This is a genomic window from Vibrio sp. 10N.247.311.12 (assembly GCF_041467515.1).
GTDB classification, from domain to species: Bacteria; Pseudomonadota; Gammaproteobacteria; order Enterobacterales; family Vibrionaceae; genus Vibrio; species Vibrio crassostreae_C.
Genome location: NZ_JBFSUV010000002.1, coordinates 55,652 through 70,996, shown reverse-complemented (window position 1 = coordinate 70,996; position 15,345 = coordinate 55,652). Strand labels below are relative to the sequence as shown.

Sequence of the window (15,345 nt, the reverse complement as noted above, 5' to 3'; positions counted from 1 at the left end):
AAAAAGAAAGTCGGATGCTTTTCATGCCTTTGGTGGGCATAACGCGCAATTTTATATAAAACGGAGCAAGAAACATGCCTATAAGTTCGGTTTTCACAATATAGAGAACAGCACTGACGTCATTCGTGGCTTAGGATCACATCTTCTTTCGGCTGTATAACAGAGTCGAAAACTCATCCATTTGCTTTTGTTCTCTTCGATCTTGCAGCTTTGCTTTCTCTTTCTGCTTTTTCTCCATCAACCACTCGTAGGATTTACGTTTTTTGCGTAACTCCATCCAGTAGCTTTGGCAGTTGTCGACTTGATTTTTAAAGTGGTGCTCGGCTTCTCTCTGTTTGGATAATGTTTCATCCAACTGAGTTAAGAAGCGGTTCAAGTGACCATATTGGCTCGCCGTTAAGCCTGCCTTGCCGCGGTCAACGAGCTGCTGACAGTAATCCAGTCGATACTTTTCAATCTGCGCAACCTGCTCATAGTAGCCTTGCAGCTCAGAGTTCGCTTTGTTGAGCGCAAGTACCGCTTGGTTCTCTTGATCTTTGGCTTGATCGAGCAAAAATTCTAATGCGTTATCCATGACTAACCTTATTCACCCGTTAGCCACCCAATACATGTTTCAACATGTTGACGCACATGTCGTATGGGACGGTCTCTTTCATCTTCTGCTGCAAGTACTCATCCAGTTTTGGTTTCAACGTGAAGGCACTATCGATTGCTGGATCCGTTCCTGGCTTGTAAGCACCAATCGACACCAAATCTTGGTTTTTACGGCAGATCGACAGCACTTGCCTTACCGCTTTCGACATCAAGACATGTTCTTCAGTGGTGATTTGCGGCATAACACGACTGACGGATTTCTCAACGTCAATCGCTGGGTAGTGACCGGCATCGGCCATCTCACGAGATAACACAACGTGACCATCGAGAATTGCTCGCGACGCATCCGCAATCGGATCTTGTAAGTCATCGCCTTCGGTTAACACGGTAAAGAAAGCCGTGATAGAACCTTGTTCATCATTGCCGTTACCTGCTCGTTCCACCAGCGCAGGAAGCTTAGCGAAGACTGATGGCGGATAGCCCTTGGTTGCTGGCGGCTCACCCACAGACAGAGCAATTTCACGCTGAGCTTGAGCAAAACGGGTCAATGAATCCATGAGTAGCAGAACATCTAAGCCTTGGTCGCGGAAGTACTCGGCGACAGCCAACGCGGTTTGACAGCCTTTTAAGCGCATCAATGGTGATGAGTCGGCAGGAGCGGCAACAACAACCGAACGCTTACGGCCATCTTCACCAAGAATCTCTTCAATAAATTCTTTAACTTCTCGTCCACGCTCACCGATTAGGCCTACGACCACTACTTGCGCAGTTGTGCCTCGAGTCATCATGCCCAGAGTTACGGATTTACCGACACCAGAGCCAGCAAACAGACCGATACGTTGCCCTTTACCCACGGTTAGCAAACCATTAATGGCTTTCAAGCCGACATCGAGTGGTTCAGAAATCGGTTTACGAGCTAACGGGTTGATTGGCTCCGCATTAAATGAAGCGCGTTGCTCTGTATAGATTGGACCTAAACCGTCGAGTGGATTACCTACGCCGTCGATCACTCGACCGAGCAGTTCCATTCCAACAGGGATACCACTTTCGGTAGTCATTGGCGTGACGCGAGCGCCAGGTAAGATCCCGGTGATTTGCTCACTCGGCATCAAAAATAGGTTATCGCCAGAGAAACCGACGACTTCGGCTTCCATCTGACCAGACATGGTTTCGACTAAACACAAACTGCCGATTGGCGCTTTACAGCCGGTCGCTTCAAGCGTTAAGCCAACAACGCGTACTAATTTACCAGAGGCAATTGGTCGCGATTTTAGCCCCTCGACTTTGTACTGACTGAGACGATTCGCTAACTCAAGCATTACTCATGACCTTGGTGACGATTTGCGCCGCAGAAATTTTGAATAACGTTCTTTACACGATCTTCCATGCGGTAGTTAACGCTCGACTCACCCGCTTCAATTTGTACATCACCACGGTTGAGTGCTGGCTCTGCGACCAGCGTCCAATTACGGCAGTCCAATTCAGTCTCGCCATACGCAGAGCGAATGATCGCCACATCTTCCGGATTGAGTTTCAATGTGATTGCGTGACCAGAAATCGGCAACGACTCTACCGATTCTTTAACGGTATCTAATATGATTTGTGGGTTGGTTTGCACTTCAACATGAACCACTTCTTTGACCATGGTAAGCACCATGTCGACCAATTGCTTCTCCACCTGAGCGTTCATCAACTCTAATGGTTGAGCGAACTGGTTTGCCAGCCCCATGAAGACGGCCACCTGCTGTTGAATGTACTCTTGACCCGCGGTTACGCCTTCAAGCTTGCCGGCTTCGTTGCCTTCTTCGTGACCGGCAGCAAAACCTTCTTCTTTGCCTTTTTCATAGCCTTGCTTAAAGCCCGCCTCTTGGCCTTGATGCAGCCCTTCCTGATAAGCGCCTTGTTTAATCAGCTCGATTTGCTCTTCAGTCAGAACCAGCTCTTCATCTTCAATGGCTTCTTCAACCGTTGGCATCCAACTAGGGTCGTAGTTAAAAGCGGTTTCTTTGGCTTGTTTGCTCACGTCAGAGGTGTAGTCAGGCAGCCCCCATTTCTGAGGTTGGGCAACCGTATTATCTTCTTCAGGGCGAAGGAAGCCGCGTTTTCTATCACCTGACATATCAGTACCTATCTATGAGTGGCTTAACTGTATTGTGAATTCAAGCAGTTAAACTGAGTTAATCTGTGGTTCGAGATTGGATAAAGAAAAGCCCCAACAGTGTGGGGCTTTTGAGATTTCTGTATTAAAGGAACTCGTCGGCGCCACCAGACAGCATAATTTCGCCACTGTCTGCCATCTTCCTCGCGATACCCAAAATCTCTTTCTGAGCCGCTTCAACATCAGAGACTTTGACTGGCGGCATCGCCTCAATATCGTCTCTCATCATATCGGCAGCACGTTTAGACATGTTCTTGAAGATCTTCTCACGTAGACCTTCATCTGCACCTTTAAGTGCTTTCTGTAGAATATCTTGTGGAACATCACGTAGTAGTCGTTGAACACCTTGGTCATCAACTTCAATAAGGTTTTCAAAGACAAACATCAGATCTTGAATCTGTGTTGCCATGTCTTCGTCTTGGTCACGGATTTGATCCATCAAGACGCCTTCCACGTTGTTGTCCATGTAGTTCATGATCTCAGCCGCGGCTTTCAGGCCACCAATTTTGGCAGCTTGAGCACCCGCTTGACCCGCGAACTGTTTCTCCATGATTTCATTCAGTTCAGCAAGCGCCGAAGGTTGAACTTCTTCAAGGTTGGCAATACGCATCATCAGATCCAGACGAACTCGCTCTGGGAACTGAGACAGGATCTCAGCCGATTGATCGGCATCGAGGTACGACAACACAATAGTTTGAATTTGAGGGTGCTCGTTGATGATAATGCTCGCCACCTGACGAGGATCCATCCACTTAAGCGAATCCAAACCTTTCGAACCTGTGCCGAGAAGGATTTGGTCAACAAGGTTATTCGCCTTGTCTTCACCCAGAGCAGCAACTAACGCATTACGCATGAAGTCTTCGCTGCCCATACCAATGTTGGTGTACTTCTGAATATCATCTAAGAAAGCACGGTGCACAGCGCCTACTTTCTCTTGGGATAGGTCTGTAGCTCGCGCCATCGCACTACCCACACGCTGAACCTGCTTTGGCTCTAGGTGACGAATAATACCAGCAGCATCTTCTTCATTTAAACTGAGCAACAAGATCGCAGCGCGCTCATCGCCTGAGATAGAGCCGATATCCACGCTAGAGACATCAAGCACTTCACCGCCTTCAGTTTGTTGTGGAACTATTTCGTTAGCCATCTACCATCCAATTCTTAACTACTTGAGCTGCTAGCTCTGGTTCATTCGCTACAAGTGCACGTACTGCTTTCAGCACGTCCTCGTCTTTATGAAGGTTTGGTAAGTCGATACTTGAACCAAATTCAAACAGCTCACCACCTTCAATATCACCACCAATTAAGCTGGTTTCGCCGTTGGCACCAATTGGCATGCCATCAGGTCCGTACATCTGTTCATCGTTGTCTGCTGCTGGGTTAAGCAGTTTCTTCATTGCAGGGCGAACAAGTACCAACACCACCACAATGATAACCAAGGCACTTGCAAACCAACGAACCCAATCATTGAAGTTTGGATGCTCCCAGATTGGCACATCAGCAACAACATCTGTTACTTGAGGTGCAAACTGCATGCTTAATACGTTGAGCAAATCACCACGAGTTTCATCAAAGCCCACCGTACCAATCAGTACTTGGCGAATCGCATTGATCTCGCTCGCCGGAATCGGAGTATGAACCACTTCACCCGTATCTGGGTTCAAGGATTGGCGGTCTTTGATCGCAACAGAAACCGTCTGACGATTAACCGTGCCGCTCTGTTTACGTTCATGACTGATGGTGGTGTCTAGCTCAAAGTTTCGAGTCGCTTCTTTGTGAACAGAGCCTTGACCTGTCATCGCGCCGTCTTTCATCTGAGCCACATCCTGTGGAATTGAGGCATCCGCTGGAGGCTGGTTACTCAACGCACCCGGAATACCCGCCACCGTATTTCCATTGTTGTAATCTTCTAAGGTGTATTCACTTCGAGTCGCCGGTGTATTCGGATCAAAACGTTTTCTGGTTTGCTCCACAGCACTGAAATCGAGCTGGATATCAACCTGAGCGGTGTAGTTACCAAACCCAAGAATAGGAATCAGGATGGAGTCAATTTTTTCACGCAGCGCTTGTTCTTGATTGCGCTCTAACTCGTGTTCTTTACGACGCGCCGCTGACATAGGGTCTTGAGAGCCTGAGCTCAACAATCGGCCATGCTGATCGGTCACCGTAATACGTGAGGTTTTCATTCCCGGAACGGCACTTGCCACCATATCCACAACAGAATCAACTTCTTGCTGCTTGAGGTTAGTACCTGTTTTTAGAGTTAGGAATACAGAAGCAGAGGCTTCTTGATTATGACGTACAAAAACACTCTGCTTCGGCAGGGCCAATAAAACCTGAGCTTTACGCACCTGTTTCATCTGCTCAATGGCTTTGGCAAGTTGTCTTTCGCGGCTTAATTTAAGGCGTTCTTGTTCTAAACGTTGTGATACACCAAAACCCATGTCTTGCATGAGGATGTCATCACCCGCGTTTCGCTCTTGATTCAAACCCGCTCGTACCATATTAAGCTTTAATGAGTTGTACTCACTCGCCGGTACTGAGATGGTATTGCCTTCAAGCGTGTAATCGATCTTTTGCAGATCTAAGTAATCAAGAACGGGGATCAATTCTTCTGTTTCGTAAGCCCCTAATGGACGCATTTCTGGCTCTTTTACCCAGAAAAACAGCATCACAATCAGCGCTACACAGATAGAGATAGAAAGGACTAAGACGACCTGACGAAGTAAATCAAGATCACCGACAGCCATATCGAACTTCGATGAACTGCGTTCACCTAGATCGGGATTTTGCCCTTCTCCGTCTAGCTCAGAGCCTGCAATAAGTGCATGGTCGTTGCTATCGCTTACGGTTAAATCTGTTGTTTGACTATTATCTGCCACTATTTAACTACCCAACTTATACCGGCATATTCATCAGCTCTTTGTACGATTCGACCAATTTATTTCTAATTTGGATCGTCGCCTCAAAAGCCACACTAGATTTATTACGAGCAATCATCACGTCCGATAGGGATACGCTTTGGTCGCCACTATCAAAACGAGCTTGAAGATCACCTGAGGTCTTTTGTAATGAGTTCACATTATTGATGGCATTAGTCAGCATGTTGCCAAAATCTGCACCGACCGCTTGCCCCGTTGCTGCGGGACGCGCGCTGGCAGCTTCGACCATCATTGCCTGCATTTCGCCTTGTAAACCATCTATTCTCATCTACTACCTCAGGAGTCAAAATTATGACCATCTATTTAGCTATATTATTGACAGAGCAATTAGCGTGCCACACATTTAATTGACTAGATATCGTATTACACTAGTCAGAAAGCTGACACTACTAATCTATCCTCAGTTTGGGATATCTATTCCAGCATCGCGCATTTTAGCCAACTTGTAACGCAGTGTACGAGGGCTAATGCCCAGTTTTTCAGCCATATCTTTGCGTCGGCCATTACATGCAATCAGGGTTTCAAGAATGATCGCATACTCTTGATCTCTAAGCTCATTACCTAACCCTTCGCTGCTAGCCGCGATTTTATTGATTGGGTTTGCTTCGGCAATAGGCTTAATTTCTGGCGCAGCTACGTCACTGCCTTCGACGATTTGTTGTAGGCTGCTTGCGTCTTGCCAATCGACACCTTCAAGAAGGATATGCTCACCAGAGATGTTCTCTTGTTCGCTCAATATTAGCGCACGCTGTACCACATTGTCTAATTCGCGAACATTGCCCGGCCACGGATAATTGACGAGTTTGCTGATCGCTTGTGCTGACATAACGGGTACAGGCATACCAAGTTTGGTGCAGTGGCGCTCAACTAAGTGCTTGGCTAAAGGCTCAATATCGCCTTTACGCTCGCACAATGGAGGCCAAGAAATTGGGAATACATTCAGGCGGTAGTATAAATCCTCACGGAAATTCCCTTCAGAAACATACTGTTTAAGGTCTCGGTTACTGGTCGCTAATACACGAACATCCAATTTGATGCTCTTACGACTACCTAATCGCTCAACTTCGCGCTCTTGCAAAACACGCAGTAGTTTGGCTTGTAGGCTAAGATCCATTTCACTGATCTCATCCAACAGAATTGTACCGCCCTGCGCTTGCTCGAATTTCCCCGGGCAAGCTTGAATAGCGCCAGTAAATGCGCCTTTTTCATAACCAAACAGGGTCGCTTCTAACATGTTGTCTGGGATCGCCGCGCAGTTAATCGCGACAAACGGGCCATCTTTTCGGCTAGAAGCATTGTGAATGTAGCGAGACATCACCTCTTTACCAGAACCACTCGGGCCCAACACCATGACGTTGGCATCGGTTTTCGCAACTTTATCAGCCAGCATCATTAGCTTGATACTTTTTTCATCAGCAACGATAGCGTCACCATTGTCATCCGACTTTACAGGCGCATAACGGCTGACCATGTTGAGCAGCACTTCTGGCGCAAATGGCTTTGCCATATAGTCGATAGCGCCCTCTTTCATTGCAGCAACGGCATCTTCGATGTTGGCGTACGCTGTCATTAGCAATACCGGCAAATTTGGCCAATGCTGCTTAATGTTTCTCAATAGTGCCAAGCCACCCATGCCCGCCATCTGCACGTCAGATACGACAATATCAACGGAGTTCGATTTTAATTTGACCAGAGCATCTTCCGCACAATCCGCTTCCAGCCATTCATAGCCAGCAAGCGCGAGTGTGTCGACAAGGGCTTCGCGTAGACCTTCATCATCTTCGACGATTAACACTTTGCTTTGAGCCATAGGATTCTCCAGTGTAAATTCAGTTAAAACTTATTAGTCTTCAGAAGAAGCACTTCTTTCAAGCGGTAGACACATGGTAAAGCATGCGCCGTCGCCTTCTTCTGATATCAATTCCAGTCGGCCTTCATGTGCTCGACATACCATTTGTACAACCGCTAAGCCTAGACCTGTACCTTGTGAACGAGTGGTAAAGAAGGGTTCCATTATTTTACCTTGAAGCTCTTTCGGTACGCCGGGGCCACTGTCTTGCACTGATATCTTAAGCTCGCCATTTACGGGCCTAAAAAACACATCGATCTGCGATTCCTTACCCGCAATTTGAACCGCGTTCAACACTAGGTTGCTTAACGCTGAGGCGATAGCATTGGCGTTGCCGAACATTTGAGTCTGTTCGCCCTCAACTTCTTGGCAATAATCAATCTGGTTAGTTTTCAATGCCGCTTCCACCATAGGGTGAAATTCAGTGATCAATTCAGCCACAGTAAATGGCTTAACGACTTTGTTGTCACCACCTTTGGCAAACAACAGCATGTCGTTCACTTGCTTCTCTAAGTCATGCAATCTATCCATAAGCTTAGATTGAAAACGCGTTTTTGTTGCCGGCGGCAGATTTGGCGCGGCAAGGTTTGATGCATACAGCATCGCACTTGAAAGCGGCGTTCGCACTTGATGGGCAAGCGAGGCCACCATTCTACCTAATGAAGACAAACGCTGAAGATCACTCACGCGAGACTGCAATAGTCGGGTCTCGGTCAGATCGGTAATCAAAATCAGCTGACCCGTGGTAGAGGCTGAAATCGCCAAACGCACTTTTCGCCCGTTCTTCAATGAGATCTCATGACCGTCATCGTCTTTTGGGTCAAAGGCACTTTGAATCACTGAAAACCACTTCTCACCAACCAACTCAACACCAAGAATACGATGCGCTTCAGGGTTCGCTTCTCTCACTTCGCCGTGTGTATCTAACAAGATAACCCCTGCTGGCATCACGTCGAGTACTTGCTTATAGCGCTCAACCTGCTGTTCAACAGAATCTAGGTGTGATTGATTTTCTGGTTCGTTAGATACGCGCATGTCAAAAATTTGCCTCAAATACTAAAACAGCCTGAGACGTACAACACGAGTCAGGCTATTTGCTATATTTATCACATAGTTAAGCAAGCAACAACTCGACTATGGTTTATCTGTTCACTTAGCTAGAGTTACCAAATAGCTAAAAAGTGTGTGCTAGTTTTTCGTTTTCATCGAAAACTGGACACTATCGCTGCAAGTTATATTTACGCATTTTTTCAACCAGAGTGGTTCTACGCATTCCAAGCATGTCAGCAGCACGAGCAACAATGCCGCCCTGCGCTTCCAACGCTTGATTGATCATATTCACTTCCATATCCGCGAGTAGCTCTTTCAAGTTAACCCCTTCTGGCGGTAACTCTTGAGGCGCATTAGCATTGTCGGCAATATCATCTTGCTGATCAAAACTGAAATCTTCTGAGAATAAGTCAGCAAGTGCATCACGCTCTTGCTCCTCTTCAGATCCAAAGCTATTAAACTCTGGCTGGAACTCAGGGATATCGCTGTATCGATATTTAGTTGGCAGGTGATTCACATCAACCAAGCTGTTTGGATACAAGATAACCATTCGTTCAACCAGGTTCGCTAGTTCACGAACGTTACCTGGCCAGTAATGCTCCATCAAAGAGTTGATAGCACGAGCCGTGAAACAGATAGGCATGCTGCCTTCCGCTTCCATTCGAGTCATCAGCTCTTGAAGCAACAGTGGAATATCTTCTTTACGATCTTGAAGCGCCGGCATTTCAATCGGGAATACATTTAAGCGGTAGTAAAGATCTTCACGGAACGAATCATCGTCGATCATATCTTCAAGGTTGCGGTGGGTTGCCGCAATCACTCTAACATCAGCTTGTATGGTGCTATTGCCACCTACACGCTCAAAGCATCGCTCTTGCAGTACTCGTAGCAGCTTAACTTGCATCGCCATCGGCATATCGCCAATTTCATCAAGAAACAGTGTGCCACCTTCAGCCAATTCAAAACGGCCTTTACGTGCGGTAATCGCCCCAGTAAATGCGCCCTTCTCATGACCAAACAGTTCACTTTCAAGCAAATCAGGTGGAATCGCGCCACAGTTTACAGGAACAAAAGGCCCTGAACGACGTTTAGAGTGATAGTGAATGTTACGCGCTACGACTTCTTTGCCTGTACCAGATTCACCAAGAATCAGCACGTTCGCTTCCGTAGAAGAGACTTGTTCAATTAAGTGACGTACTTCTTGAATGCCAGCACTTTGTCCTACTAGGCTGCGAAACAGGGTGTTCTTGCGTGCCGAAGACACAACTTGAACACCTTTGCGGCCTAAGAAGTCTTTACAGTGTCTTAATGCATCACTTAATTGCGGGTAGTTAAGAGGAAGTTCAAGCTCACCAACATAGTTAGTCAACTCGTCAACCGGGTGATTGTTTTTGCCAATCACCAGTAAAGGGATGTGATTGGCGTGAACAAGCTTCTCATTCAGTAATGCGTTGAAGCCTTTACCTTTAATGGTACCAATAATGCAGCCGGCCCACTGTAGTGACCAGTCAACTTTACGTGCTTGTTCAGAGCTGATTACTTCGCAGCTCTCTCCTACAAACTCTAATATTGTGCTTAAATTGTGACGATCTTGAGCGTTATCGTCGACGACAAGCAGTTTTGCCAAACCTTGCATAAGTAGGAATTATTGCCTTTATTTTGGTGCGATGCGGAAAAACGGTGAGCAACGTAGTCTATAAAACAGTGAGATGTATCAATGATTATGGTCTACGTGGACAAATTTAGGAAATCAGCAACGAAAAAAGCCATTAGGCTATCTAATGGCTTCTATTTTATTTGATTAAAAAAATAAGGCAACCAACCAATCAAGGGATATGAGATTGGTTAAAACTGCAATTTTTCTTTAAATACCTACGTCAGCGGACGTCAAGTTGTGATATTCGTTCGGAATTTGGTCCCAAGCGCTCTTAATTTCGCGAATAATATCGATAACATCATCAATAGGCTGTGGGTCATTTTTGTGATTTGCCGCAGAAATTTGCGTGATCATGAACTCATAAAGTTGATCTAGGTTTTTCGCAATATCGCCACCATCGTCCATAGATAGGCAACTGCGTAGGCTAATAATGATATCTAGAGCCTTACCAAGTCGCTCACCTTTCACCGGGATGTTACCCGCTTGCATTGCCGCTTTACCTTGAATCAAACGCTCGATAGCACCTGCCATTAGCATCTGTACAATCTTATGCGGTGAGGCAGCCGTTAGCTGACTATCCACTGATACCTTTTTATATGCCTGTAAAGAACCGCGCATAGTAAACCTCTTCTATAAAAACTTTTTGTATTGTTGAACTGATTTAGCACCGTGACGATATTTGTGTAGGGCCTTACCTACTCGACTCGTCTCAGACTGCATCAATTCGACTAATTTTCTGGTTCTGATAATGGCTTCAAACCATTCAGAACTTTGCTTAACGTCGGGGTGTGAGTCGATTATTTGAAGCACGTTTTGCAATAACTGTTCTCTGTTATCGACAAGCAGCGTTATTTCTTCAGCATTAATTTCACTAAATTCAAGCTTAGAGAGAATTAATTGATCGAGTTCACAAAGCTCTTTTAGCTGGCTATTCATCTATTAGCCCAACGCATTCATCATACTGCCCAACTGAGATTGCATCTTACTGGTCGCATCTTGCATGGCCGTGAACTTAGAGTGGGTACGGATCTCAAGGCTGTCCATGCGGCGGTCAAGCGCGCTTTGGTCATCTGCTAGGCGGTAATTTTGCTCGACCAAGCTCTTTTCTCGAGTACGGATTGAACCCGTGATACCTGTAATGCCTTGAATCGCGTCTTCCACTTTTTTGGCGAAGCCGTTGTTGCCACCAAAGAACTCACCCAACTTATCAAAGTTATTGTTAAGTTGACGGTCAAGCATGTCGTAGTTGATTTCTAACGAGCCTTGTCTTGTGGTCGTGATACCAAACTCGGTCAAAGATTTTAGGTTATCAGGCGCGCCTTCGATACTTGATGAGAACACCCCTTTCAATCGGGAGTCGGCGTTACGCACTGTACTGTCACCAGAGAGCGGGCCTTTTTGACCAGTCGTTGGATCAACACCCGCGAGGTCTTTCGACACTTGATAGAACTGGTTATAAGAGCTCACAAAGGATTCGATATCTTGGCGAACACTGTTACGGTCGTACTCCACACCAATTTCTGCCGGCGGCTTATCTTTTGGCGTTTTTCCTTTTACCGTAATATCAATACCTTCAATGGCATCTTCAATCACATTGTTATTACTAGAGAGTTGAGCAACACCATCTAGGACAACCATAGAATCTTGGCCAGCCTGAACTTCAGTCATTCCACTATAGGTATCAAAAGATTGCTGTGCTTGTTCAAGATCTGCTTGCGCTTTATCGACCTTCTCTAAGAGCTCGCGCTCTTCGGGTTCTAATTTGGCACGCTCAATTTTCTTGGCTTGCTCTGCGGTGAGTTCGCCTTTTTGAACTTTCTCAGCCAACTCCGCTTTTTCTTGTGAAATCTTCTCTTCGATACGCGCTTGCTCAGCCTCAAGCTTTTGTTGGGCTTCTTTCGGTGTCACGTAGGAATCCGTCAACGTACCTGAGGCAGCATTTGACCATCCCGGTACATCAGGTGCCTTCTCTATTGCTTTTTCATCAAGCTCAAGTTCTGGTGTATAGTAAGAGTCAAGAAGCGTACCAGAGGCAGTTTCCGTCCAACCTGGGATATTGTCTTCAGGCATGACAGATTTTGCCGCTTTAGCTGCATCAAGAGCTGCTTGGCCGTCGGCGGCGGCTTGTTCTCCGTAGCTAAGGCTTTGAGAGTCTTCGTCAGCAACGGAGGTAGAATCAGTTTGGGATGCAGGGATGACATTGCCATCTTTATCGAGTGTTTCATTCGCATTTGGGTCATCGCTAGCGATCACTTCATCGATGAGTTCAACGGCTTTTCCTGCAGGGGTTAGAGCTAGAATATCTTGAGCAGCAACGCGCGCTTTCTCTAGCGCTTTAACACGTTCTTCAAGCGTTTTGTATTCGAGTTTTTTTAAGGGATTGGCAGCATCTGACTCAACATTAATGCTGATCTGCTGATCTGAACCAGACTGGTTCGAGGCAATAATAAGTCTTGGACCTTCGACATCGTTGATAATAGATGCACGAACGCCTGGGTTGCTATCTGCACCGTTGATACCACGAACAACTTCGATAAGTCTCGATCTGTCGCCAACTTGCACGTCAAAGCTGTCATCACCAAGCGAAACCTGCAGCTTACCTGGGCCAAATTTCATGTCCTCTGACAGTACATCAGAAGCCACTTTATGGCTTTGGGCAAGCTGCAACACATCGATGGCATATTTGCCAGCGATCGCTTCGGTAGTCGCGGTTGCAGAGACAAGCGCTTCATCGGTACTTTCCACTGTTCGCACAGCAAAAGCTTTTTCCTGACGAAAGTTTGTCATCAGGTTTTTCATCGAATCAAGGGATTCTCTGAGTCTTCCATAGGCACTAATGCTGGTATCGATTCGCGTTCGTTCATTGTCGATTCGTTGCTGTTTAGGTACACGCTCCGAATCAACAATTTTGCTGACCATGGAATTGATATCCATGCCAGACGAAATCCCCATTGGGCCAAAACTCATTAAATCACCTCAATAATACGACTTAAACCTTCACCTCAAATATTCGACTATTCGAGTTTTGGGCTGCTAGGCGTCTTAGAATTTCAAGCATTTCTTCATCAGGGATCTGGCGAATAATATCACCGGTTGTGGTCTCATAAATGGTAACCACATCTCTCCCAGATTCTTCATCGACCTTAAAAGCCACACCTTTATTGAGAGAGGAGATAAACTCGTTTACCTTCTCCACCATTTTGACTCGCTCTTCATCATTTAACTCTTGTCTATGTTGAGCTAATTGAATCGCCGCTTCGGTAGCTTCCTCTTTCGATTTCTCTACCTTGTCATAAGATGTTGCTTCTTTTAGTCGCGAAAGACTCGACGCACTACTACCTTCATCGCTTGCAATTTTAATGCCATTAGGTGAGCCATAAGGCTGGATGTTCGATGCGTTGGATGATATTTCCATAACACTCTCCCTCCCTCCTTTATGAGCCAAACAGTAAAACTCTACCCAGAGTAGAGTTTACCGCTACTTACCGAGGTAAGTTTAGCCCAATAAGCTTAGAGCTGCTGATGGTGACTGTTTTGCTTGAGCTAGGATAGAAGTACTCGCCTGTTGTAGGATTTGAGACTTCGTCATAGCTGTTGTTTCTTTCGCGTAATCGGTATCTTTGATACGGCTCTTAGACGCATTAACGTTTTCGTTGATGTTGTCTAAGTTGCTGATTGCATGGTCAAAACGGTTTTGGAAAGCACCTAGAGAAGCACGTTGGCTATCAACAGATTTTAGAGCACCATCAATGATAGATACTGCTTCGTTTGCACCTGCAACAGAAGTTACGTCGATATCGTTAACGGTAACGTCTTTACCAGCACCGATACCTAGTTCGCCCGCAAGGCTGCCGCCAAACTCAACATCACCTTCAACTTTTTGGCTTGAAGCGAAAAGTTGCAGTTTACCGCCTTCACCCACAGACGCTTTAACGTCTTGGCTTTGACCATTGATGTAAGTTGCTAGCTCTTCGATATCGTTGCCTTCTTTAGCAGAGATAGATAGCTCTTGCGCTTCACCAAACTTATCGTTGTATTTGATTGTTAAATCAGCACCCGCACCTACACGCCAAGAAGCATCTTTGCCTTCTGTAACGCCGTAGCTCTTACCACCCATGTCTTGAGTGTCAGTACGCATGTTGCTCATAGATAGCATTACTGCTTCACCTGAGTCAGCACCGATTTGGAAAGATTGGCTGCCGTAAGTACCGTTCAGAAGCTTGTTACCACCAAAAGAGGTCGTTTCAGCGATACGGTTAAGTTCTGTGTTTAGAGCAGAGACTTCTTCTTGGATCGCAACACGTTCAGATTTGCTGTTCGAACCGTTTGAAGATTGAAGAGAAAGGTCACGCATACGTTGCAGAATGTTGGTTGACTCATTCATTGCACCTTCAGCTGTCTGTGCAATAGAGATACCGTCATTCGCGTTTTTCACAGCCATATCTAGGCCACGACTTTGCGACGTTAAGCGGTTAGAGATTTGTAGGCCTGCAGCATCATCTTTTGCGCTATTGATTTTATAGCCAGAAGACAAACGCTCCATTGATTTTTGAGTACCTTCAGCCGCGCTATTTAGGTAGCGCTGAGCCGTCATTGCAGACACATTTGTGCTTACATTAATCGCCATAGTTGATCTCCTTTAGGCATTTTTTAATGTACTTATGTGACTCTCACCTCACACTAATACATGTCAATTTTGTTTATGCACCAGTGTCTCTCTCACCTTACATTGGTACATATCATTTCTCTCAATCCCTTTAACGGCGCCTTAATTAGAAGCTTTAATAAAAAATGCGCTTTTTTTCATATTCTTTTCAACAACAAAGGAAAGTGTGATCGGGCTTCAATTAATAGGGCGACATTCGCTAAAGTTGCCCCATTATTTAAGTTAATGAGCGTAGTGTTGAATATAAAGTCAGAAGAGATCCCTGATATCTCGTTCTACTCGATTCTGGGGTGACGAAAGACTGCTTCGATGTAGTAAGCGAGGAAACCATCATTTCCCAATTCCCGTCACTCCCTACAGTGAGGAGCGAGCGTGATAGGGAATCTCGCTTTCCAATCAACGACCAACACCAAAACTCCCCCCTTCTCC

At 45.9% G+C, this 15,345-nt stretch carries 14 protein-coding genes; all 14 read right to left on the bottom strand.

What is annotated here, in order from left to right; translation table 11 throughout:
- Positions 1 to 136: 136 nt before the first annotated feature.
- On the bottom strand, positions 137 to 574 hold the full coding sequence (gene fliJ, locus AB6E30_RS01490; protein ID WP_017060679.1) for a flagellar export protein FliJ: 438 nt from the start codon (positions 572 to 574) through the stop codon (positions 137 to 139).
- Between the two features lie 19 nt (positions 575 to 593).
- Complete coding sequence (gene fliI, locus AB6E30_RS01485; RefSeq protein WP_017060680.1) at positions 594 to 1,913, bottom strand: flagellar protein export ATPase FliI; 1,320 nt, start codon at positions 1,911 to 1,913, stop codon at positions 594 to 596.
- Positions 1,913 to 2,713 (bottom strand): flagellar assembly protein FliH, encoded by an 801-nt coding sequence (fliH, locus tag AB6E30_RS01480; RefSeq protein WP_017060681.1) that lies wholly within the window; start codon positions 2,711 to 2,713, stop codon positions 1,913 to 1,915. The genes fliI and fliH overlap by 1 nt, the downstream gene beginning before the upstream one ends.
- A gap of 124 nt (positions 2,714 to 2,837) precedes the next feature.
- A complete protein-coding gene (gene fliG / locus AB6E30_RS01475; RefSeq protein WP_017060682.1) occupies positions 2,838 to 3,899 on the bottom strand; it encodes a flagellar motor switch protein FliG in 1,062 nt (353 codons plus the stop codon).
- A complete protein-coding gene (fliF, locus tag AB6E30_RS01470) occupies positions 3,892 to 5,634 on the bottom strand; it encodes a flagellar basal-body MS-ring/collar protein FliF (RefSeq protein WP_017068985.1) in 1,743 nt (580 codons plus the stop codon). The genes fliG and fliF overlap by 8 nt, the downstream gene beginning before the upstream one ends.
- 16 nt (positions 5,635 to 5,650) lie before the next feature.
- Positions 5,651 to 5,962: a flagellar hook-basal body complex protein FliE gene (gene fliE, locus AB6E30_RS01465; RefSeq protein WP_017060684.1), complete on the bottom strand. Its 312-nt coding sequence runs from the start codon at positions 5,960 to 5,962 to the stop codon at positions 5,651 to 5,653.
- Between the two features lie 132 nt (positions 5,963 to 6,094).
- Positions 6,095 to 7,504, bottom strand: coding sequence for a sigma-54 dependent transcriptional regulator (locus AB6E30_RS01460; RefSeq protein WP_017060685.1), 1,410 nt, complete (start codon positions 7,502 to 7,504; stop codon positions 6,095 to 6,097).
- Between the two features lie 33 nt (positions 7,505 to 7,537).
- A complete protein-coding gene (locus AB6E30_RS01455) occupies positions 7,538 to 8,578 on the bottom strand; it encodes a PAS domain-containing sensor histidine kinase (protein WP_017060686.1) in 1,041 nt (346 codons plus the stop codon).
- Positions 8,579 to 8,762: 184 nt separating this feature from the next.
- On the bottom strand, positions 8,763 to 10,229 hold the full coding sequence (locus AB6E30_RS01450) for a sigma-54 dependent transcriptional regulator (protein ID WP_017064122.1): 1,467 nt from the start codon (positions 10,227 to 10,229) through the stop codon (positions 8,763 to 8,765).
- Positions 10,230 to 10,457: 228 nt separating this feature from the next.
- Complete coding sequence (gene fliS / locus AB6E30_RS01445) at positions 10,458 to 10,868, bottom strand: flagellar export chaperone FliS (RefSeq protein WP_004736194.1); 411 nt, start codon at positions 10,866 to 10,868, stop codon at positions 10,458 to 10,460.
- A 12-nt stretch (positions 10,869 to 10,880) separates the two neighbouring features.
- On the bottom strand, positions 10,881 to 11,186 hold the full coding sequence (locus AB6E30_RS01440) for a flagellar protein FliT (protein ID WP_048661524.1): 306 nt from the start codon (positions 11,184 to 11,186) through the stop codon (positions 10,881 to 10,883).
- A gap of 3 nt (positions 11,187 to 11,189) precedes the next feature.
- Positions 11,190 to 13,217, bottom strand: coding sequence for a flagellar filament capping protein FliD (fliD, locus tag AB6E30_RS01435; protein ID WP_372102454.1), 2,028 nt, complete (start codon positions 13,215 to 13,217; stop codon positions 11,190 to 11,192).
- Between the two features lie 22 nt (positions 13,218 to 13,239).
- The gene (flaG, locus tag AB6E30_RS01430; protein WP_017066380.1) at positions 13,240 to 13,665 is read right to left on the bottom strand and encodes a flagellar protein FlaG; all 426 of its coding nucleotides are present in this window, start codon (positions 13,663 to 13,665) and stop codon (positions 13,240 to 13,242) included.
- Positions 13,666 to 13,746: 81 nt separating this feature from the next.
- Positions 13,747 to 14,877, bottom strand: coding sequence for a flagellin (locus AB6E30_RS01425; RefSeq protein WP_017066381.1), 1,131 nt, complete (start codon positions 14,875 to 14,877; stop codon positions 13,747 to 13,749).
- Between the last annotated feature and the right edge of the window lie 468 nt (positions 14,878 to 15,345).

Coding starts and splice junctions, on each gene's coding strand:
- flaG (WP_017066380.1), bottom strand. CDS start 13,665: ATGGAAATATCATCCAACGCATCGAACATCCAGCCTTATGGCTCACCT.
- fliI (WP_017060680.1), bottom strand. CDS start 1,913: ATGCTTGAGTTAGCGAATCGTCTCAGTCAGTACAAAGTCGAGGGGCTA.
- fliS (WP_004736194.1), bottom strand. CDS start 10,868: ATGCGCGGTTCTTTACAGGCATATAAAAAGGTATCAGTGGATAGTCAG.
- AB6E30_RS01450 (WP_017064122.1), bottom strand. CDS start 10,229: ATGCAAGGTTTGGCAAAACTGCTTGTCGTCGACGATAACGCTCAAGAT.
- AB6E30_RS01425 (WP_017066381.1), bottom strand. CDS start 14,877: ATGGCGATTAATGTAAGCACAAATGTGTCTGCAATGACGGCTCAGCGC.
- AB6E30_RS01460 (WP_017060685.1), bottom strand. CDS start 7,504: ATGGCTCAAAGCAAAGTGTTAATCGTCGAAGATGATGAAGGTCTACGC.
- fliD (WP_372102454.1), bottom strand. CDS start 13,217: ATGAGTTTTGGCCCAATGGGGATTTCGTCTGGCATGGATATCAATTCC.
- fliH (WP_017060681.1), bottom strand. CDS start 2,713: ATGTCAGGTGATAGAAAACGCGGCTTCCTTCGCCCTGAAGAAGATAAT.
- fliG (WP_017060682.1), bottom strand. CDS start 3,899: ATGGCTAACGAAATAGTTCCACAACAAACTGAAGGCGGTGAAGTGCTT.
- fliE (WP_017060684.1), bottom strand. CDS start 5,962: ATGAGAATAGATGGTTTACAAGGCGAAATGCAGGCAATGATGGTCGAA.
- AB6E30_RS01455 (WP_017060686.1), bottom strand. CDS start 8,578: ATGCGCGTATCTAACGAACCAGAAAATCAATCACACCTAGATTCTGTT.
- fliJ (WP_017060679.1), bottom strand. CDS start 574: ATGGATAACGCATTAGAATTTTTGCTCGATCAAGCCAAAGATCAAGAG.
- AB6E30_RS01440 (WP_048661524.1), bottom strand. CDS start 11,186: ATGAATAGCCAGCTAAAAGAGCTTTGTGAACTCGATCAATTAATTCTC.